22 protein-coding genes are annotated in these 20,812 nt (G+C 65.4%); 7 read left to right on the top strand and 15 right to left on the bottom strand.

Translation table 11 applies throughout. The features are described from left to right. Positions 1 to 37: 37 nt before the first annotated feature. The 7 genes from LRA89_RS18540 to LRA89_RS18510 form a co-directional block, all read right to left on the bottom strand. Entirely contained in the window at positions 38 to 628 is a 591-nt protein-coding gene (locus LRA89_RS18540) for a DUF305 domain-containing protein (protein ID WP_230772479.1), read from the bottom strand. Then, complete coding sequence (locus tag LRA89_RS18535) at positions 628 to 1,272, bottom strand: hypothetical protein (RefSeq protein ID WP_443025016.1); 645 nt, start codon at positions 1,270 to 1,272, stop codon at positions 628 to 630. The genes LRA89_RS18540 and LRA89_RS18535 overlap by 1 nt, the downstream gene beginning before the upstream one ends. Positions 1,273 to 1,373: 101 nt before the next feature. After that, a complete protein-coding gene (locus tag LRA89_RS18530; protein WP_230772455.1) occupies positions 1,374 to 2,501 on the bottom strand; it encodes a copper resistance protein B in 1,128 nt (375 codons plus the stop codon). Between the two features lie 77 nt (positions 2,502 to 2,578). Then, on the bottom strand, positions 2,579 to 4,555 hold the full coding sequence (locus LRA89_RS18525) for a copper resistance system multicopper oxidase (RefSeq protein WP_230772454.1): 1,977 nt from the start codon (positions 4,553 to 4,555) through the stop codon (positions 2,579 to 2,581). Positions 4,556 to 4,600: 45 nt separating this feature from the next. After that, complete coding sequence (locus LRA89_RS18520; protein ID WP_230772453.1) at positions 4,601 to 5,194, bottom strand: RNA polymerase sigma factor; 594 nt, start codon at positions 5,192 to 5,194, stop codon at positions 4,601 to 4,603. Then, positions 5,191 to 5,631 (bottom strand): periplasmic heavy metal sensor, encoded by a 441-nt coding sequence (locus tag LRA89_RS18515; protein ID WP_230772452.1) that lies wholly within the window; start codon positions 5,629 to 5,631, stop codon positions 5,191 to 5,193. The genes LRA89_RS18520 and LRA89_RS18515 overlap by 4 nt, the downstream gene beginning before the upstream one ends. Further along, complete coding sequence (locus LRA89_RS18510) at positions 5,628 to 5,900, bottom strand: hypothetical protein (RefSeq protein ID WP_093330861.1); 273 nt, start codon at positions 5,898 to 5,900, stop codon at positions 5,628 to 5,630. The genes LRA89_RS18515 and LRA89_RS18510 overlap by 4 nt, the downstream gene beginning before the upstream one ends. Before the next feature lie 310 nt (positions 5,901 to 6,210). Here LRA89_RS18510 and copD point away from each other — a divergent pair, with 310 nt between their 5' ends. Next, positions 6,211 to 6,846 carry a copper homeostasis membrane protein CopD gene (gene copD, locus LRA89_RS18505; protein ID WP_230772451.1) on the top strand — a complete coding sequence of 212 codons (636 nt, stop codon included), beginning with the start codon at positions 6,211 to 6,213 and terminating at the stop codon, positions 6,844 to 6,846. Positions 6,847 to 6,880: 34 nt separating this feature from the next. On the opposite strand, the gene LRA89_RS18500 is transcribed toward copD, so the two are convergent. From LRA89_RS18500 to LRA89_RS18475, 6 genes are all read right to left on the bottom strand, one after another. Beyond that, positions 6,881 to 7,216 (bottom strand): four-helix bundle copper-binding protein, encoded by a 336-nt coding sequence (locus LRA89_RS18500; protein WP_126720311.1) that lies wholly within the window; start codon positions 7,214 to 7,216, stop codon positions 6,881 to 6,883. 324 nt (positions 7,217 to 7,540) lie between these two features. Then, positions 7,541 to 8,455: a cation diffusion facilitator family transporter gene (locus LRA89_RS18495; RefSeq protein WP_230772450.1), complete on the bottom strand. Its 915-nt coding sequence runs from the start codon at positions 8,453 to 8,455 to the stop codon at positions 7,541 to 7,543. A gap of 11 nt (positions 8,456 to 8,466) precedes the next feature. Next, the gene (locus LRA89_RS18490; protein WP_230772448.1) at positions 8,467 to 11,694 is read right to left on the bottom strand and encodes an efflux RND transporter permease subunit; all 3,228 of its coding nucleotides are present in this window, start codon (positions 11,692 to 11,694) and stop codon (positions 8,467 to 8,469) included. Positions 11,695 to 11,697: 3 nt separating this feature from the next. Beyond that, positions 11,698 to 12,870 (bottom strand): efflux RND transporter periplasmic adaptor subunit, encoded by a 1,173-nt coding sequence (locus tag LRA89_RS18485; RefSeq protein WP_230772447.1) that lies wholly within the window; start codon positions 12,868 to 12,870, stop codon positions 11,698 to 11,700. Then, complete coding sequence (locus tag LRA89_RS18480; RefSeq protein ID WP_230772446.1) at positions 12,867 to 14,132, bottom strand: TolC family protein; 1,266 nt, start codon at positions 14,130 to 14,132, stop codon at positions 12,867 to 12,869. The genes LRA89_RS18485 and LRA89_RS18480 overlap by 4 nt, the downstream gene beginning before the upstream one ends. Before the next feature lie 417 nt (positions 14,133 to 14,549). Further along, the gene (locus tag LRA89_RS18475) at positions 14,550 to 15,212 is read right to left on the bottom strand and encodes a cation transporter (RefSeq protein ID WP_230772445.1); all 663 of its coding nucleotides are present in this window, start codon (positions 15,210 to 15,212) and stop codon (positions 14,550 to 14,552) included. Between the two features lie 68 nt (positions 15,213 to 15,280). Here LRA89_RS18475 and LRA89_RS18470 point away from each other — a divergent pair, with 68 nt between their 5' ends. Continuing rightward, positions 15,281 to 15,682: a MerR family transcriptional regulator gene (locus LRA89_RS18470; protein WP_230772444.1), complete on the top strand. Its 402-nt coding sequence runs from the start codon at positions 15,281 to 15,283 to the stop codon at positions 15,680 to 15,682. A 144-nt stretch (positions 15,683 to 15,826) separates the two neighbouring features. Here the strand turns inward: LRA89_RS18470 and LRA89_RS20530 are convergent, their stop codons facing one another. Next, positions 15,827 to 15,961, bottom strand: coding sequence for a hypothetical protein (locus LRA89_RS20530; RefSeq protein WP_268934947.1), 135 nt, complete (start codon positions 15,959 to 15,961; stop codon positions 15,827 to 15,829). 111 nt (positions 15,962 to 16,072) lie between these two features. On the opposite strand from LRA89_RS20530, the gene LRA89_RS18465 reads away from it, so the two are divergent. Next, a complete protein-coding gene (locus LRA89_RS18465; protein WP_230772443.1) occupies positions 16,073 to 16,831 on the top strand; it encodes a hypothetical protein in 759 nt (252 codons plus the stop codon). Beyond that, the gene (locus tag LRA89_RS18460) at positions 16,828 to 17,475 is read left to right on the top strand and encodes an RES family NAD+ phosphorylase (protein WP_230772442.1); all 648 of its coding nucleotides are present in this window, start codon (positions 16,828 to 16,830) and stop codon (positions 17,473 to 17,475) included. Before LRA89_RS18465 ends, LRA89_RS18460 begins: the two co-directional genes overlap by 4 nt. 422 nt (positions 17,476 to 17,897) lie before the next feature. On the opposite strand, the gene LRA89_RS18455 is transcribed toward LRA89_RS18460, so the two are convergent. After that, positions 17,898 to 18,350 (bottom strand): hypothetical protein, encoded by a 453-nt coding sequence (locus LRA89_RS18455; RefSeq protein ID WP_230772441.1) that lies wholly within the window; start codon positions 18,348 to 18,350, stop codon positions 17,898 to 17,900. A 152-nt stretch (positions 18,351 to 18,502) separates the two neighbouring features. On the opposite strand from LRA89_RS18455, the gene LRA89_RS18450 reads away from it, so the two are divergent. The 3 genes from LRA89_RS18450 to LRA89_RS18440 all read left to right on the top strand — a co-directional run bounded on the left by LRA89_RS18450 (position 18,503) and on the right by LRA89_RS18440 (position 20,762). Continuing rightward, complete coding sequence (locus tag LRA89_RS18450; RefSeq protein WP_443025018.1) at positions 18,503 to 18,892, top strand: hypothetical protein; 390 nt, start codon at positions 18,503 to 18,505, stop codon at positions 18,890 to 18,892. Further along, positions 18,889 to 20,265: a TrbI/VirB10 family protein gene (locus tag LRA89_RS18445; RefSeq protein WP_230772439.1), complete on the top strand. Its 1,377-nt coding sequence runs from the start codon at positions 18,889 to 18,891 to the stop codon at positions 20,263 to 20,265. The genes LRA89_RS18450 and LRA89_RS18445 overlap by 4 nt, the downstream gene beginning before the upstream one ends. 203 nt (positions 20,266 to 20,468) lie before the next feature. Further along, the gene (locus tag LRA89_RS18440; protein ID WP_230772438.1) at positions 20,469 to 20,762 is read left to right on the top strand and encodes a hypothetical protein; all 294 of its coding nucleotides are present in this window, start codon (positions 20,469 to 20,471) and stop codon (positions 20,760 to 20,762) included. The last annotated feature ends 50 nt before the right edge of the window (positions 20,763 to 20,812 follow it).

The following is a 20,812-nucleotide window of genomic DNA, read 5'->3' as shown; positions in this document are numbered from 1 at the left end:
GGCGCGCGGACCGTATCCCTCACGCCCGTGATCGAATTCAGCGGATCGGCTGAAGGGTATTAACTCCGACGCTCTCATCAGTTTCAGGCGGGGGAGGGGGAACCTGCCTGTCACGATAGGAGGGCAGGTCAGGCGCATTCGCAGGCGTAGGATTTGCCTCAAGCCTGGCAATGGCCCGCTTCATCTGCGTGATCTCACGAACCTGAGCATCGATGATTCCGTCCGCCAGCTTGCGCACCTCGGGGTCTTTGATGTGCGCGCGCTCGCTCGTCAGGATCGCGATCGAGTGGTGCGGGATCATGGCTTTCATCCAGCTTACGTCGTCCACCGTCTCCTGGCTGCGGACGAGCCACAGCGCGAGTGCGAACACCACGATGCTACCGCCGATGATCGCAGCATTCGTCCGCTTGTTCTTGTACATCGACCACATGAAAAGGAGCATGATGATCGCCATCGTCGCGCCCATCACGAAAACCATCCAAAACCGCGTCTGGCTGAACTCGATATGCCCGAGGGCATACACGTTCACGTACATCAGCCCGAACATGACGACGGTCGAGGTCGCCACCATCGCCGCGAAGCGACCGTAGCCCATTCCCATGTTCATTTTGCCTTTGTGCTCGTCCATCATGCGACTTCCTGTCTGGAATTACGCCCCCCGGCTTTGCGGCGCGGCCGTCTCGGCCAGCGCATGAAAAGAAGGATCGCGCCCGACATCGCGAAGACGAGACCGCCTGCGGCAAAGGCGTTCAGCCACGGCGTGTTGAACCGCTCGTGCTCGGTCCAATCCATGATGTGAAGGCCCCAGAAGAAGTCGTACAGCCGCCACGTTCCTGTTCGGACCGACGTGAGACGTCCCGTGTCGGCTGCTACATAGATGCGGGTAGCGTCATCGTCGACGAAGGTGGCCCGCCAGGCCGGCAAGGCCCCGCGATACTCGGTGCTGGCTTGTTCGACCCGTTCGATGGTGGGCGCGGGTACATCATCCCCTCGGTACGCCTTTTGAGCAATCGTCCCTGCCACCCTGGCATCCAGTGGCGGAAGCGGCGCAGCCGTACGGGCGTCCAGCAGACGGATGTGACCATCCACAAGCTGTGCCTCGACGATCGGCCGCCCGAGCAGCATGCGGTGCTGAAGCTGGCGGACCGGCGCTCCTGCCGACGCAAGCAAGGTAGGCATCGGCGCGAACCCTTGGGTGCTCGATAGCGCCGGCTCGGCGTTCCGTTCGATCCGGTGATCGCCATGCACGGTGTCGATGGGGAGCAGGCTCATCACAAGGCCGCTGGTGAACCAGACGATCGCCTGCGCGCCGATCAGAAGAGCAAGCCAGCGGTGGATCTTGCTCGCTCCAAGGTGGAGGCGGAGCCGCGGGCTCAGAACCAGGTCCTCACGCCGGCGACGAAGCTGAAGCCGCCCGTGTCGTCGCCCCGTGCCCGCGAGAAGCGGGCGGTGTCGCCGAACTGCCGTTCCCACGACACGCCGATATAGGGCGCGAACTCACGGCGGCCCTCGTAGCGAAGCCGCAAACCGGCCTCCAGGTCCGTCAGCCCGGAGCCGATCCCGGTCTCCCGCACGTCCTGGGCCGCGAAGTTGGCCTCCACCCTGGGCTGGAGAACGAAGTAGTTGGTGATGCGCTGGTCGTAATAGCCCTCGGCGCGGGCGAGCACGTCCCCCTTGTTGGAGAGGAACAGCGCACCCTCGACCTCGAACTGGTAGGGGGCCAAGCCCTCGATCCCGATCGTCGCATAGGTGCGCGACGGGCTCGGCTTGAAGTCGTAGCGGACGCCGGCCTGAAGGTTCCAGTAGGGATCGAGGGCGTGGCTGTAGAGCGCCTGCACCTCGGCGCCTTCCAGTGACTTACCGAAGCTGCCTTCACCCTCCGACTTCAGCCAGAGCCGGTTGATGTCGCCTCCGATCCAAGCCTCGCCATCCCAGCGGTAGCCATCGCTTCCCTTGCGGGCCTGATACTCCGCGAGATTGAAGAGCACCTGATAGTAGGTCATCCCGCCATGCTCGCGCCGCAGATCGTTCTCGCGCGAGTTGGCCATGGCATTCGCCCCCCAGAAGCGATCGGCGAGATGATCGCCGGACGGCGCGGGAGCGGGCTTGTTGCCGGGAAGAAGGTCGGTCCCGACCTTGGCGCCTGCCTGGCTACCCTCCATCGCCATACCGGGCATCGCGCTCATGTCATGCCCGGCATGCGGGTCCTGCCCCGCTGCTGCCGGGGAGCCCATACTGGGCATAGCGGACATGTCGTGGCCGGCGTGCGGGTCTTGGGCGGGCCCGGCCTGCTGCCCGCCCATGCCCTGCATCCCGCTCATGTCGTGACCGGCGTGCGGATCGGCCGCCGGAGCCTGTGCGGCCGGGCCGCGACGGGGAGCCGTACGCCGAACAGGGGCCTTCCGTTTGGCCGCGGGTTTCACGGCTGCTTTCCGCGCGGGCTTAGGGGCCGCCTTGGCCGCAGGCTTCGGCGGCATGGTCATCCCCGGCATGTTGTGCATGGAATGCTCCATGCTTTGCCCGACCACTGGGCTGGCGACGACTGCCGAGGCGAGGCCGGCGAGAAGGAGCGACCGGTTCACGCTGCCGCCTCCCCGGCCTTGCGGACCTGGACGACGCGCATCATCCCTGCGTGCATGTGGTAGAGCATGTGGCAGTGGAACGCCCAATCGCCTTCCTCGCCTGTCACGTCCCAGCTCACCGTGCCACCTGGCTGGACGAGCACGGTATGTTTTCGGGGCGCGTAAGCGCCTTTCCCCGTCACCAGGTCGAAGAAGTGACCGTGGATGTGAATGGGATGGCCCATCATCGTGTCGTTGATGAGGGTGACACGCACCCTTTCGCCGTGCAGCAGGGTGATCGGATCTGGGCTCTCCGAAAGCTTCTCGCCATCGAAGCCCCACATGTACCGTTCCATGTTACCGGTCAGGTGGAGCTTGATCTCGCGCTCGGGTGCCCGCGTGTCGGGATTGCGGTCTAGGGCAACAAGATCGCGATAGGTCAGCACGCGGTGCCCGACGTTCTCCAGTCCCTGACCTGGCTCGCCAGTGCGATCGACTGGCATGGCCGAAATGGTCTGGACACCCGGACCCTTCTTCACGCCCGGGGCCTTCGAAAAATCGCGCATGTTCATGCTGCCCATGTCCATGCCCGCCATCGACTGCCCATCCGTCATGCCCTGCATCGCACCCGATCCGTGATCCATCCCGGCCATCGCGCCACTCTGAGCCTGCGGCGCGGTCATCCCGGCCATGGCGCCAGCAGCGGCGCCGGCCCCGCCATGGTTCATCTGGCTATGGTCCATGCCCTGCATCGAACCGGCACCCGCACCATGGTCCATCGTGCTGTGGTCCATGCCCGCCATCGATCCGGCCTGCGCGCCAGTCGCACCGCTCTCCATGCCCGGCATGGAGCCGTGATCCATGGTGCTCATGTCATGACCGCCCATGCCCATGTCCTTCATGGTCGCGAGCGGCCGCTTGCGGAGCGGCGGGACCTCGGCAGCCATGCCCTCGCGGGGTGCGAGCGTCGCGCGCGCCATGCCGGAGCGATCGACGCTCTCGCCCACCAGCGTGTAGGCGCGCATGTCGGGCGGCGTGACGATCGCATCATAGGTTTCGGCTGGGCCGAACTGGAACTCGTCGATCTGAACGGGGCGCACGTTCAATCCATCGGCCGCGACGATCGTCATCGGCAGGCCGGGGATGCGGACGTTGAAGGTGGTCATGGACGACGCGTTGATGAAGCGAAGCCGGACCCGCTCGCCCGGCCGGAACAGCGCTGTCCAATTGTCCTTGGGACCATGGCCGTTGACCAGATAGGTGTAGGTCGAGGCGGTCACGTCGGCGACGTCGGCGGGGTCCATCCGCATCTTGCCCCACATCAGCCGCTCTTTGAGCGGCTGATCCTTGCCCGCCAGCAGCCCGCTTAGGGTCTGGCGCTGGCGGTTGAAGTAGCCCGACTCCTTCTTGAGGCGGTCGAACAGGTAGTGCGGGTGCTGGAAGCTGTGATCGGACAGCACGATGACGTGCTCGCGATCGAACTGCACCGGGTCGGGGTCCTTGGGGTCGATCAGGATCGGCCCGTAATGTCCCTCCTGCTCCTGGAGGCCCGAGTGGCTGTGATACCAGTAGGTGCCGCTCTGGATGATCGGGAACTCGTAGGTGAAGGTCGATCGTGCCGGGATGCCTGGAAAGGCAATGCCGGGCACGCCGTCCATCTGAAAGGGCACCAGCAGCCCGTGCCAATGAATAGAGGTTTCCTCATCCAGATCGTTAACGACGTGGAGGCGCACGTTCTGCCCCTCGCGCAAGCGGATGAGCGGAGCGGGCACGGTGCCGTTGATGCCGATCGCGTGGCTCTGCCGCCCGTCGATCATCATCATCTGGTGAGCGATCTTTAGCGTAATGTCGTCGCCCGAAACTGTCGGCAACGGCTTGGCGATGCCTGCGGACACCGGCTGCGCCCACGCCGGCATATAGGCCGACAGAGCAAGGCCGCTTCCGGCTAGGGTGGCACCGCGCAGCACTTGGCGGCGGTCGAGAACGCGCGACATGAAAGCTCCTCGAAGGTGGGCCGCTACTGACCCGTTTCACTCCTTCTACGCGTCCCGCACGCCGATCCCTTGTTCGGTGTTCAACTTTTCGAGGAGGCGCGAGCGGGCACGGTAGAGGCGGGTTTCGACAGCCTTCTGGCTGATCCCCAGCACGTCGGCGCTTTCGGCTTGGCTCAAACCCTCGATGGTGCGCAGCACCAGAGCCTCTTTCAGATTCATGGGCAGAGCGGAAATGGCTTTTGTTACCCGGTCCAGCTCCTGGCGGTCGGCTGCGCCGTCGTCGATCGCGACCTGATCGTCCTCCACAGCTTCAGCCCGATGATCGATGGGGGCCGCGAAGGAGAAGAACCGGCGCACCGTGCGCTTTCGCGCCCAGTCACGACATTTGTTGATCGCGATCGTCGAAAGCCACGCTCTCATGGCGCGCTGCCCGTCGTAGCGCGGGAGGGCCTGGTGTGCGGCCACGAACGTCTCCTGCACCAGATCGAGCGCTTCGTCGGGTTCGCCGACACATGCCCGCGCAAGCCGGAACACCGGCTGTTGGTAGCGTCGCACGATTTCGGCGAAAGCGGCCTGCCGACCCGCGATGCTGAGCGTCGCCAGCTCGCCATCGGACAGCGTGGTCCAATCGAGGCTCACCCCTGGCCGTCGGTGAGCGCCTTCACCACCGCGTCGTCGAACTGGGAGGTCTGATCGGTCCGCAGAAGCTGCCGCATGGCGAAGATATGCGCCAACGTGGCCTTCTGCAGCTCGCCCATCGCGGCATGGCTCTGATCGACCGCGGCCGTGACCCGCGGGCCGTTGCCGTGCTCGGCCTCGATCGCCTCGGCGAGCCGGGCATTGGTCGCGCGCAACTCCAGCTCGAGAGCGCGCCGTTGCACCGCGAACCGGTCCTCCAGAACCTTCAGCTTTGCCTGCTGATCGGCATCAAGCGCGAGCTTGTGGTGCAATACTTCGTGCAGCGCGGTGCCCGGCTGCTTGGGATGGGGCAACAGCGCACGTCCGACGAACACGCCTCCGATCGCTGCGAGAAAGGCGAGGACGACACACAGAAGGACACGCTTGGCCGAGGTCACGGCTCGCCTATCAGCAAAGTCGAAGGTGCGAGCGGCGAAGCCCCACCGAGCGGTGCGAGCGACACCGCAGGGCTCGCGGTCGCCGGCAACTCGGCGCCGATCATGCCGATCGCCAATGCCGCGACCGTCACCACACCGATGCCGAGCCCGGCCTGTCGCACGACCGGCCGGGTGCCGATGCGGGCGAGAACACGTGCTTCGACGTCGTCCAGCGCGGCCGGAACAGGTGCTCCCGCCAATCTCGCCAACGCTCTGTCCAGATCATCCATGTTTTCCACTCCGCCCCTCTAACACTGGTTACGCAGCGCTGCCCATCATCCCTCATTGGTCGCGTGAGGGGTGCGCGACTGTGCCGCGTAGAATGGACAGAACATCACGGAGTAACCTCATGCGTCGCGCCCTAGTCCCTGCCGCCCTTGCCATCCTCGGACTCGCCAGCGCCGCTCAGGCTCACCCTAAGTTGCTGTCCGCCTCACCGGCGCCGAACGCGACTGTCGCCAAGCCAGCGCGTCTCGCGCTTCGGTTCAGCGAAAAGCTGATGCCGAAGTTTTCGGGCGCGGATCCGCGTGGGAAGCGCGCATGGCTGCGCTCGTGGTGGCGTTGATCGCGGCCCTCGCGGCATCCGGTCGCGCGGCTCTGCTCGGCCTGGTGGCGTTCGCTGCGGCCGTGGCGCTCGCCACGCTTGCTTGGACAGGGCACGGCGCAATGGACGAGGGCGCTGTCGGCTGGGTGCATCTGGGGACTGACATTCTCCATCTGCTTGCGGGCGGGGCCTGGGCCGGAGCGCTGCTCGGGCTCGTGCTTCTCGTCGCCCGGCCGGTTGGCCGCGTCGACGCCGCCCATCTGACCCTGACGCACCGCGCACTGCATGGATTCGGGCTGGTCGGCACGATCCTGGTCGGCACGATCGTCGTCACCGGCATCGTCAACACGTGGCTGCTGGTCGGCCTCGCCAATCTGCCGGACCTCACGACTACGCGCTACGGCCAGCTTCTGATCGCCAAGCTCGCGCTCTTCGGCGCAATGCTCGCGCTCGCGTCACTCAACCGCTTTAGACTTACGCCGGCGTTCGAGCGCGCGATCGCCGCGGCCGATCACCATGGCGCGCTTCGCGCCCTGCGGCGCAGCCTTGCGGTCGAGGCGAGCTGCGCAGGGGCGATCCTGGCGCTCGTTGCATGGCTGGGAACACTCGAACCACCCGCTTCGGCGATGTGAGGGGCGGGCGGCCGAACGCCGCCCGCCTTGCCGCTCACGCGGCCATCTTCTCGCACTCCTCCGCGCACCGCTCGCACGCAGCGACGCATTCCTCCATGCCGTCCAGCTCTTTGCAGCTCGCCGCGCAGGCCCGGCAAATCTGGGCACAGATGCCGCACACGAGCTTATGCTGGTCGGAGCCGCGGGCCATGAAGTCGAGCGAGGTGGCGCAAACCTGTGCGCAATCGAGCATGATCTTGATGTGGTCAGGCGCAGCGTGCGCGCCGCCTACCTGAAGGCAATGCTGGGTCGTCATCGACAGGCAGGTGATGTGGCAGTGGTGGCAGGCATCCATGCAGGCCTGCATTTCGGCGCTCATCTGGTGGTGCATCGGTCGTCTCCGCTAAGCCCCCCCGCCCGTAGAACAATACGCGGCATGCCGGTTTGGCCCTCAGCTACGTGGCCTCATTCTTCGCCGGTCGGCAGGGTTTTCACCGGCTTCGGTTTAGGACCACGCTTCACTGTTTCACGCCAAGGCCGCGCAGGAGACGGAAGAGCGACCCGTAGCGATGCCGCCCTGCCGCGAACGCCGTCCATGGTTCTGCCCATCTCCCTGGCGATCGTCGCCAAGGGCTGTTTCGTGGCAATCCGATGGCGAAGCTCTGCGTCGGCTTCCTCCGTCCATCGCCATCGCTTTCTTGTCGTCACATCGGGCTCACGGGTGCAGGTGCCCGGTGTCCTCGCAAGGCTCGGCTGCTGCCTCGGTCTGGATCGTACAATGCTCGATTCCGAACCGGCTATCGAGCAGGTCCGCCACCCTCTTCCTGACCGCATCGGCATCGGCGCCATCAGCAAGCGTGACGTGTGCGGTGCAGTTGATGTCGTCGGATGCCATCGACCAGACATGGAGGTCGTGGACCCCGGCAACTCCGGGCAAGTCGGCGATGCCGGCACGCAACTCGGGCAACTTGATCCCTCCGGGAACGCCCTCCAACAACACGTTGGTCGTGTCCCGGAGCAGCACCCATGTCCGGGGCAGCACCCATAACCCGATCCCAACCGCCACGATCGGATCGACCCACGTCCACCCGGTGAACCGGATCGCGAGCGCTCCCGCGATCACGCCCACGGAGCCGATCATGTCGGCCCAGACCTCAAGGTACGCGCCCTTGACGTTCATGCTGGTGTCCTTGCCGGACGTGAGCAACTTCATCGATATGAGGTTCACCACGAGGCCGATCGCCGCGACGATCATCATCCCCGTCGACTGGACCGCCTCGGGCTGGCGGAAGCGCTGCACCGCCTCGACCAGCACGTAGATCGCCACGCCGAACAACAGCAGGGCGTTAAAGGCGGCGGCCAAGATCTCGAACCGCTTGTAGCCAAACGTCCGTTTGTCGTCGGCCGGCTTCTGCCCGAACCGGATCGCGAGCAGCGCGATCACCAGCGCAGCCACGTCAGTCAGCATGTGGGCCGCGTCAGAAAGAAGCGCGAGGCTGTTGAAGACGAAGGCCCCGACAACCTCGGCGACGAGGTAGACGGTCGTGAGCGCCAGCGCCCAGCTTAGCATCTTGGCATTGGCGCCGGCGGTGTGGTCGTGGGCGTGTCCGCCCGCTGCATGGTCGTGCATGATTATGCCTTTCAGTGCGCCTGCGCGGGGAGAGGCGGGAGTTCGACGTGTCCGTCCGTTGGTGCGGGCAGCCCGCGGCTTCCGAAGCGGGCGTAGAGCGTCGGCAGCACGAACAAGGTGAGCAGTGTCGCGGAGATCAGGCCCCCGATGACGACGGTCGCCAGTGGCTTTTGCACCTCCGCTCCTGCGCCGTGCCCCAACGCCATCGGCACGAAACCGAGCGAGGCCACGAGGGCGGTCATCGCGACAGGCCTGAGCCGGACCAGCGCGCCTTGGTGGGCCGCAAGCGCGCGATCCATGCCGTCCCGCATCAAATCGTGAATCGACGTCACCATGACCAACCCGTTGAGGACCGCGATGCCGGAAAGCGCGATGAAGCCGACAGCCGCGGAAATGGAGAAGGGCATGCCTCTCAGCACCAACGCAAGAATGCCTCCCACCAGCGCCAGCGGAACGCCGGTGAACACGATCAGCGCGTCCCTGACAGAGCCGAGCGCACCGTAGAGCAGGAACATGATGACGATGAAGCAGATGGGGACGACGACGCTCAGCCGGTCACGGGCAGACGCGAGGTTCTCGAACTGACCACCCCATTCGAGGTACGTCCCTGCCGGTAGCTTCACTTGGGCGTCGATCGCCGCCCGGGCATCGGCCACGACGCCGGCCACATCGCGGTCGCGCACGTTCGCCTGCACCACGACACGCCGTTTGCCGTTCTCGCGGCTGATCTGGTTGGGACCATCGACAACGGCGATATCGGCCACGGTAGACAGCGGTACGAAGCCACCTGCTGCGGTCGGCACCGGCACCTGGGCGATGGCCGTCAGGTCCGATCGTGCGCTTTCCGCCATCCGGACCACGACGGGGAAGCGACGATCCCCCTCGAAGATCACGCCGGCCTGTCGTCCGCCGATGGCAGCGGCGACTGTGTCCTGCACGTCGCCGGCCGTTACCCCGACGCGCGACATGGCGGTGCGGTTCGGTCGGATGTCGAGCATCGGCAGGCCTTCGGTCTGCTCGACCCGCACGTCTGCGGCACCTTGGGTCCGGCGCAGAATGCCGGCGATCCGATCGGCGGTCGCATTCATCTCGCCGAAGTCGTCGCCAAACACCTTGATCGCGATGTCGCCGCGCACGCCGGCGATCAATTCGTTGAACCGCATCTGGATCGGTTGCGTGATCTCGTAGGCGTTGCCTGGAAGAGCGGAGAGTCGCTTCTCCAGGCGCTCCACCAGCTCCTCCTTGGAAAGACCGGGATCGGGCCACTCCGCCTTCGGCTTCAGGATGACGAACGTATCCGTGATATTTGCCGGCATCGGGTCGGAAGCAATCTCGGACGTACCCGTGCGCGAAAAGGCGAAACGGACCTCGGGTGCCTTGGCGAGCGCCTTTTCCACCTGGAACTGCATCGCCTGGCTTTGGTCGACCGATGTGCCTGGAACGCGAACGGCCTGCACAAGCAAGTTGCCCTCGTCGAGTTGAGGCAAGAACTCCTGCCCCAAAGTGGTGAAGGCCACGCCGGCAAGCGCCAGCGCGCCGATCGCGACGCCGATGGTGAGCGTCGGGCGGCGCATCGCCGCGTCGAGCCCCGGTTCGTAGCGCTGCCGGAGGAACGTCACGGCCCGGCTTTCCTTCTCCTCCACCCGCTTGCTGAGCCAGATGGCGATCGCCGCAGGGACGAAGGTCAGCGACAGGATGAAGGCGAACACGAGCGCGATGATGACGGTGAGCGCCATTGGCTCGAACATCTTGCCTTCGACGCCGGTGAAGGTGAGCAAGGGCGCATAAACAAGGATGATGATCGCCTGCCCATAGACGGAGGGCCGGATCATCTCGCGGGCGGACGCCGCGACCAACCCGAGCCGCTGTTCCATCGTCAGCTCGCCGTCACGGCCATGCTGGGCTTCGGCGAGACGTCGCAATGCGTTCTCGACGATGATGACGGCACCATCGACGATCAGGCCGAAATCGAGCGCGCCGAGGCTCATCAGATTGGCCGAGACGCCCGCCTCCAACATGCCGATGCTGGTGAGCAGCATCGTGATCGGGATGACAAGAGCCGCGATTAGCGCCGCGCGGAAGTTGCCGAGCAGGGCGAACAGGACGACGATGACCAGCAGCGCGCCTTCGGCGAGATTGCGGGCGACCGTCGATATGGTGGAGTTTACAAGCTCGGTCCGGTTCATCACGGGCTTCACGACCACATCGACCGGCAACGAGCGCCCGATCTGCGTCAGCCGTTCGCCCACCCCCGTCGAAACGGTGCGGCTATTCTCGCCAATCCGCATGACGGCGGTTCCGACCACCACTTCGTGGCCGTTCTCGGACGCCGAACCCATGCGCAGTGCCTGCCCGGTGCGGATGGTCGCGATCTGGTTAAGCAGGATCGGCACACCTTCGCGGGTGGCGACAACGGTTCGGGCAAGCTCGTCGGCATTGCGCACCCGCCCATCGGATCGGACGGCGAGCCCTTCGCCGTTGCGGTTGACGACCCCAGCGCCCGCGCTGGTGTTGTTGCGCTCCAGCGCCGTGGTGAGATCTTGCAGCGTCAGCCGCATTGCGGCCATGCGCTGCACGTCGGGCACGACGAGATATTCCTTGGTGTAGCCGCCAAGGGAGTCGACCCCCGCCAATCCTTCGGTGCTTTTGAGCTGAGGCGTGACGATCCAATCCTGGACGGTGCGCAGGTAGGTCGCCTTGTCAGCCTCGCTGACGAGGTGATCACCTTCAGGCGTGATGTAGCTGCCGTCTCGTTGCAGCCCGGGCTCGCCGTTGCGATGACGAACCTGATCCAGCTCGCGGTACTCGACGGTCCACATGAAGATGTCGCCGAGCCCGGTCGCGATCGGCCCCATTTCGGGGTTCACGCCCTCGGGAAGGTCTTCCTCCGCAGTCCGCAGCCGCTCGGCCACCTGCTGTCGGGCAAAGTAGATATCGGTCTTTTCATTAAAGACGGCCGTGACCTGGGCGAACCCGTTGCGGCTGAGCGAACGAGTATATTCAAGGCCGGGGATGCCGGCGAGCGCAGTCTCGACCGTGAACGCGACTTGCTTCTCGATCTGATCGGGGGAGAGGGCAGGGGCGACGACGTTGATCTGCACCTGGTTGTTGGTGATGTCGGGAACGGCGTCGATCGGGAGCTGGCGCAGCGCGCCGATCCCGAGCAGAGCCGCGGCGACCGTGAAAAGCAGGACAAGCCAGCGCTTCTCGACGGAGAGGGTGACGATGCGACCGATCATGGCTCAGTCCTCGTCCCCGCCTTCGCCCTTGCCGAGTTCGGCCTTAAGCGTGAAGCTGTTGGTGGAGGCGATCCGCTCCGAGCCTGTGAGCCCGGACGTGACGACGACCTGACCGCCGTTGGTCCGCCCCAATGTCACCGGCGTTGCCCGGAACCCTGTGGGAGTCCGCACGAAGACGAACGACTTGTCCTCGATCATCTGGACCGCAGCCGATGGCACCGCAACGGTGCGGTCCCCGCTTGCGGGCACCAGTATCGACACATTGACCGTCTCGCCGACGCGCCATGTGCTGCCGGCATTGTCGAGCGTGACGATCACCGGCACCAAGCGCGTGGTCTCGTCCAGAACGGGGGAGACGAAGGTGACGCGCCCCTCCTGGCGGCGACCCGCTGCTGTGACCTCAACGCGCGCGCCGGGCTTCACCCGGCCCGCATCGCTCGGCACCAACGAAGTCGCGACCGTGACCTTGGATAGGTTGGCGACCCGGAAAAGCTCGGCGTCGGCCGCGACCGTCTGCCCGAGCGTCGCCGAGCGCGCGATGACTTGGCCGGCGATCGGCGAGCGCACCGCGATGCGGTTGAGCGCACCGCCCCCGCTGCCGGTCGCGGACAATTGCTGCTGCGCCAGGCGCAGCGCAATACTGGCTTCCGTCGCGGCGGTCCGCGCCGCGACGAGATCCTGTTCCGGCGACACGCGCTCGGCAAACAGGCGCTGCTCGCGACGAAGGTTCGATTGCGCGAGGGCGGCACGAGCCCGAGCGGCCTCGACCTCCGCCTTGAGTGACGCGGCTTCGCGGCTCTCGATGATGGCGAGCGGATCGCCGCGGCCGACGGTTTGTCCGAGATTGCGGGTCAGTGAGACGAGACGCCCGCCCACCGACGCCGACACCACCTGCACGCCCTGCGGATCGCCCTCGATCGTCGCCGAAAGCTCGATCGCACCGGCGACTCCACCTACCGTTGGCCGCGTGACCTCGATGCCGGCATCCGCAATCTGCTGCGCGGACAAGGTGACGACATCCTTCGGACCTTCGTTGGTCTCGCCGGCCTCGGCACCTTCCGACTTTTCGGCTCCGGCCTTCTCGCCGGCTTCACCGCTGCTGCTGGTACCGCCGCATCCCGCAAGGATGAGGGCCAGGGTCACGGGCACCAGCGCCCGCATGATGATCTTCGTCATTGATTGCTTTCCTCAGGAGAGGGCGCGGCGGCAGCGAGCCGTTCCAGGCGTGCCTTTGCGTCGTGATAGGTGGCGAGCGCGTCGATCGCGGCGGTCCGCGTCTCGGATAGGGTCCGCTCGGCATCGAGCAAATCGAGCTGGCCGAACTTGCCCTCGCGGTAGCCGATCCGCGCAATGCGAGCGGCCTCGGCTGCCGACGCCAGCACCGGACCGCTCGCGTTGCGTGCGGACGTGGCGGCATTCGCCACCTCGGCCTGCGCGTTTGCGATATCCTGCGCCGCGTCCAGCTCGGCAACACGCCGCAGCGCCTGCGCCTGATCGCTCTGCGCGCGGGCTTGGGCAATCGCAGCCTTACCGTTGTTGAAGACGGGGAAGGGGATGGACACCCCGAACACCGCGGCGACGTCGTTGGTCGCCTCGATCCGTCGTGCGCTGGCGCTCAACGTCACATCGGGAACGCGCTGCGATCGAGCGAGCCGCACCTGTGCCTCGGCTGTCGTCGCGTCGGCGCGGGCGGCGGCCAGCGCCAGCGTGCCGGCGGGTTCGATCGGCCTTGCCGGTCCGAAGCCCTCGACGCGATCATACCATGCGAGATCCAAGGACCCGGTCACGGGCTGGCCGATCCGGCGCGCAAGATTGTCCCGCGCGACCTCGGCAAGCCGCTGGGCACGCTCCACGGCCGTCTCTGCATTGATGCGCAGCACATCGGCACGCTGCTGTTCGAGCGGTGACGCACGTCCCGCCTGCACGCGGACACCGGCTGCGCGTAGCGCCTCCCGGGCGATGCCGGCCTGTTCGCGGGCTGTGAAGACGCGGCGTTCGGCCGATGCTGCCTGGATGTAGAGCTGCGTGACGGCGAGCCGGAGATCGGCCTCGGCCAGCGCCGTTCCGATCCGCGCCCGGCTGCCGATCGCGTCAGCGACCGCTATCCGGGCCGAGCGTTTGCCCCCAAGCTCGATCGGGAGCGCCAAGCCGGCTGTTGTCTCCGCACTGCGGAGGCCCCGATATTGGCCGCTGCCGGCAATGTTCTCGGTCTCGGCGACTATTGACGGGTTGGGGCGGTAGCCTGCGACGGTACGCCCCGCCTCGGCGGCTCGCACCCCTGCCGTGGCTGCTTCAAGGCTAGGGGCAGTTGCACCGGCGAGCGCCAACGCCCGATCGAGCGTGAGCGGGGGACTGGTCGATGCTGGCTCGGACGATTGCGCGTGCGCGATCGATGCGCACGACGCCACGGCCAATAAGGCCGCGATAATACGGGACATTGTGACGAACTCCTGACGAACCGGGAAGCCGCTCGGGAAGCTCCCGACGGATTAGGCGCTCGTCAGGCTTGGGGAGGTCGCAGGGCTGGGTCCGAAGGCACTGGTCCCATCGGATCGTGGTTCCATGCGACCGGCGCCATAGGGAGGGCACTCAGAGAAGCTGCAAGATTGGGCTCGAACGGCACGCCGATATGGTGGCCGTGGCATCCGCCATGATGGTGCGGGTATGCCTTGTCGGCGTCGGCCGGCACCTGGTCCCCGTCACCATCGCTATGTTCGAGCGAGCTGGCGGAGGTAGAATCGACGCATCTCACACCTTCGGTCGCATGCGCGACCGATCCCAGCCCAAGCGACAGCATGAGCATGAGACAAAGGAACAAGGCGGAGAGCCGGTGCATCGGCCGTCGCCTTAGCAGCTTACCGATTGCCATGTAACGGCTGCCTGTAAGTGGAAGGGGCAGGCGTAAAACCGGACCGCAGTTCGGCACGCGCCTGTCGCATGGTCTGAAAGCCACCCGACAGACCGAGCACCGCCATCAATGCAGCCACCGCAAGATCGGGCCAGGCGCTGTTCAGACCGAAGACGCCGAGTGCAGCCAGCACGACCGCAATATTACCGATCGCGTCGTTGCGCGAGCAGATCCACACCGAACGCATGTTGGCGTCGCCGCTGCGGAACCGGTACAACATTACTGCGACCACGACGTTCGCGATCAGCGCCGCAACTCCCACGACGCCCATGACCTCGGCGTGGGGCACAGCGCCGTGGAGCGCACCCCACCCCGCCGCGAGCAGGACATAGAGCCCGAGCAGGGCAAGCGTCGCTCCCTTCAGCATCGCTGCCCGCGCGCGCCAAGTTATCGCCATCCCGGCGACACCAAGGCTGATCGCGTAATTGGCGGCGTCACCGAAGAAGTCGAGTGCGTCGGCCTGGAGCGCCTTCGACCCACCCGTGACCCCTGCGATGATCTCGATCGCGAACATGCCGCCATTGATGACGAGCGCGGTCCACAGCGCACGCCGCCATCTCGGGTCGTTGAGGGTGCCCGCCTTGTCGGACTCGCAGCTCGTGCAGGCCATTTCGCCACCTCGATAGAATCGATCTGGCAGCCTATATGCACCCTCTAGTCGCTAGAGGGTCAAGCGCTGTGTCTGAGAAACTGACGATCGGGAAGCTGGCCTCGGCGACGGGCACCAAGGTCGAGACGATCCGCTATTACGAACAGATCGGCTTGCTGCCGGCACCCGCGCGGTCGGCCGGCAACTATCGAACCTACGAGGGCGAGCATCTGCGGCGCTTGTCCTTCATTCGTCGCTCGCGCGATCTTGGCTTCTCGATCGATCAGGTACGCGAGTTGATGGGGCTCGCCGATCGTCGCGAACAGTCCTGCATGGCCGTGGACGTGATCGCCAACCAGCACCGGGATGCGATTACGCGGAAAATTGCCGATCTGACGGCGCTCGCTGGCGAGCTGGACGCGCTGATCGACTCCTGTAGCCGCAACACCGTGGCCGATTGCAGGATCATCGAAGCCTTGGGTCCAAGCTGATCGTCAAAACCTACCCCTCTGAGGTCGCGACAATAGAACTGTCTCGAAACGCTTTCTCGAAATTGGTGGTCAACAACGCTGCGTGGAGCTGGACCCGGCAAACCTCGCGATCTGACGTGCCGCTTCGATCCACCGAAGGAACGTTCAATCCGGCAGAACTCTCCACGCCTCGCGCGGCCCGTCGTTCGGAGGGTTGTCCACTGTTTTTGGGATCAGGCGCTCAGGCAGGGTGCGCGCGATCAATATCCACCAGTTCGAGAAAGCCGACAACAGCACCATCTTCCGCCACATTCTTTTTTCCAGGAATAGAACTTACTGGAATAAACAATCAGGGTGACGAACCCGGTTAGATCGCTTATATGTTAGCCAGACTCACTGCAGGAGCTGTCCATGGCGACCCTCGCTAACGCCGTCGACCCGGGCGACTTCGCCGATTTGGTTTTCGCCAGTTTGGTCGAGACCGCGCGCGCCAAGCCGGCCAAGCGTCGCGGGACCACCCGATCCGGCACGGTCGATGACACTTTATGTATAGCGCCTACCGTTGAGGGCTTCTCCGAACAGTATCGAACGGCCGTCGATCACGCGATCGAGCAACTGGCCAAGGCCAGCATCGCGGCTGACCCGGACCGCCAAGCGCTTTACGCTATCGTCGACAAACTGCTGCCCGACGTCCGAGCGAGGCACCTCGAGCGCAAGATCGAGCAGCTCCTCGACGTCCTGGCCGACACGCATGATCCGATGGCCGAGTTCCATACCACGGTCGCGGCCGACAACACCGCCATCCGCCAGCGCTTCATGCACGAGGTCGAAACGCTCACTTCCGCGGAGGTTGCCGGGCGTGCTGGACACGAAGCCAAGAACCGTCATCAGACCGCGGCGCGTTGGAAGGCGCAGGCGCGCGTCTTTGCGGTTCCCTACCAGGGACAGGATCGCTTCCCGACGTTCCAGTTCGATGCCGACGGCAAGCCGCTTCCCCTCATCAAGAGGGTTCTAGAGGTCCTGCCGGCGAACCGGACACCTTGGCAAACTGCTTTCTGGTTCGTGTCGTCCAACTCGTGGCTTGGTGGACCCGCTCCGAGGGAACTTTTCGACGATGAAGCGGCCGTCCTCGAGGCTGCGGCGCATGAGAGCGACGAGATCAGCGGGTGACGGTGCTGCTGCCGACCGGCATCGTTCCCAAACCGCCGACCGCCTTTGCGACCCACGTCACCGATCTGGCCGTAGGCGCGGTTCTCTGGCGCATTCATGCTGAGCGCCTTGCCGGGGACGCGTTCAACCCCGGGATCGGCTTCTCGCGGTTCGCGCCGATCGGACCCGTGCGCAAACGCGTGCCGACTGCCTATGCCGCGGACGGGTTCGAGGCCGCAGTTTACGAGACGATCTTCCACGATCTCGATCCGGCGCAGTCCTTCAAGACGTACCCGCTTAGCAAGCTCGCGGATGTGCGCTGCTCGGTGCTGCGGGTCGCCAGCCCGCTGGCGCTGCGCTCTTTCCTCGCGCCGGACCTGATGAAACTCGGCATTGCTCGCAATCAGTTGATCGACACACCCGCGAGCGAGTTCCCGGATACGCGGCGCTGGTCCGCGGCGCTGCACCGAAAGGACGCCGCCACGCACGGGATGGTCTGGGAGTCGCGCGTCTATCCGTCGTCGCTGGCGATGATGTTCTTCGGCGATCGTGTACCGGCTGCGGGCCTGAGCGTCGTCAGCACCACCCGGATTGACGCTGACCCCACGCTGGCGATGCGCTTCAGGGCACTTGCAGATCGTTCGGGAGTGACCCTAGTCGTCTGAGACCACATTCAACCGCTCATGCGACTGTTGCTGCCACTGACGCGGGGCTCAGATACCTGCCGAGCCATTCTTCTCTCCAGCGAAAGATCGGTGCGATGGCCATTGCCCAGGATTTGACCGAGTTGGTTGATTTGCCGAACGAGCGGCTCGGAGTGGAGTATAAGGTCATTGCGCCGACCGATCGGATCGGCAAGGCAAAGCTCGCCCGGCACATCGCCGCACTAGCCAATCACGGTGGTGGCTACATCGTCACTGGCTTCACCGACGACATGCGCCCGGCACCGGGCGGGCCTGCGCTTACTCGCGATGACATTGCCGCGATCGTGAAGTCTTTTCTGGATCCACCGTTCCAGTGTGACGTCCGTGTGGTGACTTCGAGCGCTGGTCACGACCACAATGTCGTGATCGTGCCGGGCCATGGGTCAGCGCCGATCTGCACTAAGGTCGACGGTCCGCACGACGAGAAGGGGCGGCCGCAAGGGATCACGGCCGGGACCTATTACGTCCGCAAACCCGGACCGGCGAGCGAGGCAGTTCGAAATTCCGCCGAGTGGGCGCCGATCATCCGGCGGTGCGCGCTTCATGAGCGAACTTCGCTGCTCGCTGCGATGGACGTCGCCCTTCGCGGGGCGGCTCCCGAGAGGCAAGATGCCGAACGGCTGGAGTTGTTCCACACCGGCGCGAAGGCCCGCTACCGCGCCGATCTCGCGCGTTACGGCGAACCAGTGCATGGTGTCGGTGAGCGACACTTCCATTTCTCTTACCTGATCGCGCCCGGCGAAGGTGGGCCGCAGGGCGAAGATCTTCGGGCGGCGCTCGACCGCGTTGCTCTTGAGGTCGATGCTACCATCCCGACCGGCTGGGGCATGTTCCATGTCTTTCGGGGTGCAACGAGCCTACACGCGGTGATATCTATCTCTCGGTTCCCGAGGGTTTCTCGCGCCAGCGCGTGTCGTTTTTCGGCACGACCGCGAAGGGCTATGTCTACAAGTTCGCCTGCCGGTTGGGAGGAGACGACGCCCAGCAGGTGTTCGTCGAGAACAAGGACATCGTCGGGGACAACGCCCCGCAGGTAGCCCAAGCCGCGTCCCCGCAGGAGGCGTCCGCCTCGCTCGTTCAGGCGATGTACCAATCGGCGTCCCTCGATGGGTTCGACATCCTGCCGAGCCAGACGGATCCGGTTATGGTCGGGACGCTCAAGGTGCAGATGATCTCCGAGTACCGCGGCGCCGCGCTCGCCGGCCGGGTGCTGAAGATCGAGAACAAGGGCCGCCGGCCCGTGGCGCTCGGTGAGGGCACCATCGCCCCGTCGAACGCGATCGCGGTCAGCGTCGCCAATCCTCAACTCAAGCCGGGAGAGGCGACGACGGCCTACATCGTCACGCCTGCCGGCCTCGCGAACGGAGCCCGGCCATGAGCCTTGCAGACATGTTCAAACGCAAGCCGAAGCAGCTCGACGCCGAGCCCGAGGAGGGCGACGGCTCCGACATGATGGCCGGCAACGAGGCGGTCCGGAAAAAGCAGCTCCTGTATATGTCGGGGGCCGCGGCGGTCGCTCTGGTTCTCGGCTCCTGGTACATCATGGACGACGACAAGCCGACCACGGTTGCCGATGCGAACGGCAGAGAAACCAAGATCGCGACCGACGATATCGTCAACAAGAACATGAGCCAGCGCGAGTGGCAGGCCGCCTCCGAAGCGCAGATGCAGTCGATGAACAACCAGCTGAAGTCCGTCGATGGCCAGGCCGCGCAGATGCACGCTCTGCAGGAACAGGTCGCAGCGCTCCAAGGCCAGAACACGTCGATGGCGTCCGACGGCCAGCGGGTCATGGGCGCGTACCAGCAGGAGAACGATCAGCTGCGCCAGCAGCTCTCGCAAGCGCGCAGCGCGCCCGCGGCTCCTCCCGTTCCGGCGCCGATGTATGGCCCGATGGGTCCGCAAAACTTTCGCGGTCCTGTCGCGCCGATGACGCCGGGCGAGGCGGCAGCCGCGGCGGTTGCGTCCTCCCGCCAGATCAAGCTGGTGTCGTTTGAAGGTGGCCCGGCAGGCACCGCCACGCGTATCTCGGGCGGGACCACGAGTTACACCGACAGCCCGAACTACCTGCCCCCGAACTCGATCGCGACGGCCAAGGTAATCGTCGGCGTCGATGCCTCGGCCGGTGTGCAGTCTCAGTCTGATCCGCTTCCTGTGGTGCTTCGCATCACCGGCCCCGCCCGGTCCGTATACCGTGACGGAAAGCTGCTCACGACCCGCATCCAGGGCTGCCTCGTCAACGGCGCCGCTCGCGGCGATCTCAGCAGCGAGAAGGTCTACGTCAAGCTGCAACGCATGACCTGCCCGCAAGCCAACGGCCGGTATGCGGTGTCCGATGTGAAGGGGTTCATCTCCTTCGCCGGCAAGACAGGCGTCCGTGGTCGCGTGGTGAGCCGCGAGGGCGGTCTCGTTGGGCAAGCCTTCCTCGCCGGCGTAGCCGGTGGGTTCGGTCGGGGCTTCTCGGCGAACACGGATGCAATCCTCAACGGGACCAACGTGACCGTGACCGTCACCTGCTCCAGCGTGGTCGTCCAGATTTGGCCCATGCGCGCGGAGTTCGTGAACCAGTCGGGCATGATCGCCACCACGCGGCCGTTCGGGCGGACGCGCCGGATCGCTGCCTGGAGGTGTCGAACCGCGGCAAACGAGTCCGTGCCGTGCCCGATCGAGCGCGAGAATGGCGGATTCATGATGATCAGTGTCGGGCGGGTCGACGCTGCCATCGCGCTGCCGATCGTTGCGCCGTCATGAGCCGAGATTGGCGCTTCTGGAAAGACCGCCTGCAGCCGGGCGCGCCGGGCAGGGTCGATCTCGTTGAGCTGGAGGGCCGTGACCGTGGGAAGCTGGGCCACCAGCAAGCCGTTGCCGGCGCTCGGCTCGAGGACGATGTCGGAGGGCATGGGAGCCGCCAGGATCAGGGCAACAGCAGCTAGGTCGAGGGGTGTCGAGAACTGTTGCCACTCGATCTGCTCCTCGCTTCTCACGGTCTGCGTTGGAAGCCGATCGAGCAGCACTGCAGCTTGCAGCACATCATCATGCGCAACGTGCAAGCGATCTGTACTGCGAGTTCGCATTGCAAATGCAAGTGCAAGCTCAAGTACCTCGAAGCTCTCGCGCTGGGTCCAGCGGCCGTCGGCGTCGGAACCGCCGAAGGCGGTCGTCATCGCCTCGTTGAGCAAGGCGCGCGTGATCTTGTCCTGGCCCTCAAGGCTGGGAACGAGCCGCATCGCCGCAGCGGTGCAACATGACGCACGATCGCGTGCGGCGTCGAACAGGTCGTTCATGGGGATCTCCTGGC

The sequence above is a fragment of the Sphingomonas sp. Leaf4 genome, from assembly GCF_920939515.1.
Taxonomy (GTDB): domain Bacteria; phylum Pseudomonadota; class Alphaproteobacteria; order Sphingomonadales; family Sphingomonadaceae; genus Sphingomonas.
The sequence above is the reverse complement of the archived record's forward strand: the minus strand, read 5'-3'. Positions and strand labels throughout refer to the sequence as shown.

Coding starts and splice junctions, on each gene's coding strand:
- LRA89_RS18500 (WP_126720311.1), bottom strand. CDS start 7,216: ATGCACCACCAGATGAGCGCCGAAATGCAGGCCTGCATGGATGCCTGC.
- LRA89_RS18525 (WP_230772454.1), bottom strand. CDS start 4,555: ATGTCGCGCGTTCTCGACCGCCGCCAAGTGCTGCGCGGTGCCACCCTA.
- LRA89_RS18485 (WP_230772447.1), bottom strand. CDS start 12,870: ATGACGAAGATCATCATGCGGGCGCTGGTGCCCGTGACCCTGGCCCTC.
- LRA89_RS18465 (WP_230772443.1), top strand. CDS start 16,073: ATGGCGACCCTCGCTAACGCCGTCGACCCGGGCGACTTCGCCGATTTG.
- LRA89_RS18530 (WP_230772455.1), bottom strand. CDS start 2,501: ATGCACAACATGCCGGGGATGACCATGCCGCCGAAGCCTGCGGCCAAG.
- LRA89_RS18495 (WP_230772450.1), bottom strand. CDS start 8,455: ATGCACGACCATGCAGCGGGCGGACACGCCCACGACCACACCGCCGGC.
- LRA89_RS18540 (WP_230772479.1), bottom strand. CDS start 628: ATGGACGAGCACAAAGGCAAAATGAACATGGGAATGGGCTACGGTCGC.
- LRA89_RS18445 (WP_230772439.1), top strand. CDS start 18,889: ATGAGCCTTGCAGACATGTTCAAACGCAAGCCGAAGCAGCTCGACGCC.
- LRA89_RS18475 (WP_230772445.1), bottom strand. CDS start 15,212: ATGGCCTGCACGAGCTGCGAGTCCGACAAGGCGGGCACCCTCAACGAC.
- LRA89_RS20530 (WP_268934947.1), bottom strand. CDS start 15,961: ATGGTGCTGTTGTCGGCTTTCTCGAACTGGTGGATATTGATCGCGCGC.
- LRA89_RS18490 (WP_230772448.1), bottom strand. CDS start 11,694: ATGATCGGTCGCATCGTCACCCTCTCCGTCGAGAAGCGCTGGCTTGTC.
- LRA89_RS18535 (WP_443025016.1), bottom strand. CDS start 1,272: ATGAGCCTGCTCCCCATCGACACCGTGCATGGCGATCACCGGATCGAA.
- copD (WP_230772451.1), top strand. CDS start 6,211: ATGGCTGCGCTCGTGGTGGCGTTGATCGCGGCCCTCGCGGCATCCGGT.
- LRA89_RS18510 (WP_093330861.1), bottom strand. CDS start 5,900: ATGGATGATCTGGACAGAGCGTTGGCGAGATTGGCGGGAGCACCTGTT.
- LRA89_RS18455 (WP_230772441.1), bottom strand. CDS start 18,350: ATGGAACATGCCCCAGCCGGTCGGGATGGTAGCATCGACCTCAAGAGC.
- LRA89_RS18480 (WP_230772446.1), bottom strand. CDS start 14,132: ATGTCCCGTATTATCGCGGCCTTATTGGCCGTGGCGTCGTGCGCATCG.